General features: G+C 47.1%; 4 protein-coding genes. 3 read left to right on the forward strand and 1 reads right to left on the reverse strand.

Annotated features, from left to right (window positions below; all coding sequences use genetic code 11):
* On the reverse strand, window positions 1–965 hold a 965-nt coding region (gene dxs / locus H6S82_RS28690), incomplete at its 3' end, for a 1-deoxy-D-xylulose-5-phosphate synthase (protein ID WP_191057135.1).
* A 606-nt stretch (window positions 966–1,571) separates the two neighbouring features.
* On the opposite strand from dxs, the gene H6S82_RS28695 reads away from it, so the two are divergent.
* The 3 genes from H6S82_RS28695 to H6S82_RS28705 all read left to right on the forward strand — a co-directional run.
* Window positions 1,572–1,745 (forward strand): hypothetical protein, encoded by a 174-nt coding sequence (locus H6S82_RS28695; RefSeq protein WP_190474749.1) that lies wholly within the window; start codon window positions 1,572–1,574, stop codon window positions 1,743–1,745.
* A complete protein-coding gene (gene psb28, locus H6S82_RS28700; RefSeq protein ID WP_190474750.1) occupies window positions 1,742–2,110 on the forward strand; it encodes a photosystem II reaction center protein Psb28 in 369 nt (122 codons plus the stop codon). Before H6S82_RS28695 ends, psb28 begins: the two co-directional genes overlap by 4 nt.
* A partial coding sequence (locus tag H6S82_RS28705) for an NAD-dependent epimerase/dehydratase family protein (protein ID WP_191057136.1) occupies window positions 2,107–2,470 on the forward strand: 364 nt, incomplete at its 3' end. The genes psb28 and H6S82_RS28705, both read left to right, overlap by 4 nt.

Genomic DNA, 2,470 nt, shown 5'->3' on the forward strand with positions numbered 1-2,470 from the left:
GAGTAGGCGGGAGGTTTGGGTTTGTTGGAAGGAATTGGTTTGCCAGTAGCTAAGTTGAAGGGACTTTGGGCATGGTAGCCAACTTGGTCTTGTTCGGCAAGTTCGTATCCCTTACCTTTAACTGTGGCGACGTGAACTAATACCGGGCCAGAATGCTGATGCGCTTCTTTGAAAGTAGCAATTAATTCTTCCAAATTATGACCGTCTACTGGCCCCATGTAGGTGAAGCCCAACTCTTCAAATACCGCGCCAACTTTCGGTACTGCTAAGCGCTTCATCCCTTCTTTGATGCGTGCCAATTCAGGAGAAAAAGAATCTCCGACAAAGGGAAGATGCTTGAATTGTTCCTCTAGGTTATCGGTGATAAACTGCACTGGCGGACTGAGGCGCATTTTGTTGAGGTAGCGGGGAATTGCACCGACGTTGGGCGAAATCGACATTTCGTTGTCGTTGAGGACTACCAACAGGTTGGTCTTCGGCAAATGTCCGGCGTGGTTGATTGCTTCCAACGCCATCCCGCCAGTCATCGCACCGTCGCCAATTACGGCTACTACCTTGAAGTTGTCGCCTTTCATATCCCGCGCTAAGGCCATACCCAAGGCAGCTGAGATACTGGTAGAAGCGTGACCTGCGCCAAAATGGTCGAATTTGTTTTCACAACGCTTGAGATAGCCGGCAACGCCATCTTTTTGCCGCAAGGTGTGGAAGCGACTGTAGCGACCTGTAATCAACTTGTGGGGATAAGCTTGGTGTCCCACATCCCAGATTACTTTGTCGCGATCGAGGTCTAGGGTCTGGTAAAGTCCTAGTGTGAGTTCTACCACACCCAAACCAGGGCCAAGATGTCCGCCGCTGGTAGCCACGGTTTGCAGATGCTTTTCTCGAATCTGACGCGCAATTTGCTTGAGTTGATGAATAGAAAGACCGTGCAACTGGTTGGGATGGGTGACTTCGCTTAGGTGCATTAGATCTAGTTCTCCAATTTCTCTTACTTTCTGTGCTACTATTTGCCCTGTGGAATGCTTCCACAGTCGGATTGATGGCCAAGACCTTGGACTTTAGTCCTCTGCAACGTCTTCTGTTTCAACAACAAGGGGCGGTTAAAAGTCGCCGAAGCTTGAGAGGGCTTGAAATTCGATTTGTGGAGATGTTACACGCAATACCTCTAAAAAGTATGGCGGGATTCCACAGTAGCTGTTTGCCTCGAAAAGACGCGGCACGCAACGTCTGTGCAAAATCTCAGCTTTTTGTGCAACCATACTGGCGTACTTTCTAAATGATTATTGGATTGTACCTATTTCACTTTAGAGGATTTCGATCGACAATTTACTCACTAATCGGGTTTTTTTGACCTAAAATCGGCGATCGATCCGGTTCTATGGCAGCTATAAACCCGGTCGTCTGCTATTGTGTTAAATTGCTGCGATTTTTAACTAAAATAAGTAATGATGGCAGATAAAACTTGTGTGTTTGCCTCTGCGGTGAGAATGCGATCGCTCTGGCAAATAAATATCAAGTGTTTATGAATATGATTAGACATCTCCTCCAAAAGAATCTCAAAGGCAGGCAGGATGCCTACCCCACAAGAATTTTTGGAGATGTCTATTGTTAATGCGATCGATGCAATGGATCGAGCAAGAACCATCACCGCAAAACAGATTCGGATTAGTAGAGAATTGAAAAATCGAGATAAGACAACATCTGGCTATATAATGATTGTTAAGTTTCTTATCATCGTCTCATGACTGCCCAAGTCCCCTCGATCGAGTTCTTTGAAGGAATTTCCGAAGAATTGAGTAACGTCAGCCTGCGGCGGAATCGCAGTACAGGCGTGCGATCGGTTTTAATGACGTTCGCGCATCTCAAATCCCTAGAAAAATTTAACAGCTTTACCAAAAAATTCTCCAAAGCTCTGCTTTTAATCGATACCGAAGGTCGAATTAGCGTTGAGCCTTCTTCGGTAAAATTCATCTTCGGTGGGCCAGAGGGAGACGAGATCGATCGGGTCGAGTGTGTGTTTGAGATCGAGCGGGAAGATCATTGGGAACGATTTATGCGGTTTATGAACCGCTATGCTGAAGCTAATGGAATGGCATACGGGGAAAGATGAAAGTAGCGATTACAGGTGCAACGGGATTTGTCGGCAGTCGCTTGGTGGAACGGCTGCACGAGTCAGGCGATCGCGTCTTGGTATTGACAAGAAACCCAGAACGTGCTAAGCGAGTTTTCCCCAGCAGTACTTTCCCCAATGTGGAAATCGTCGCCTATACACCTACGGAGTCCGGCGAGTGGCAAAAATCCTTATCCGGTTGCGACGGTGTGGTCAATTTGGCAGGAGAACCTTTGGCAGAAGGTCGCTGGACGCCAGAACGCAAGCAAGCGATTATGGATAGCCGGAAAATCGGCACCCAAAGAATAGTAGAGGCAATTTCTCAGGCAAATCCCAAACCAACAGTATTGGTGAGTACTT

Origin of the sequence: Planktothrix sp. FACHB-1355 (assembly GCF_014748295.1) — a bacterium.
GTDB lineage: Bacteria > Cyanobacteriota > Cyanobacteriia > Cyanobacteriales > Aerosakkonemataceae > Aerosakkonema > Aerosakkonema funiforme_A.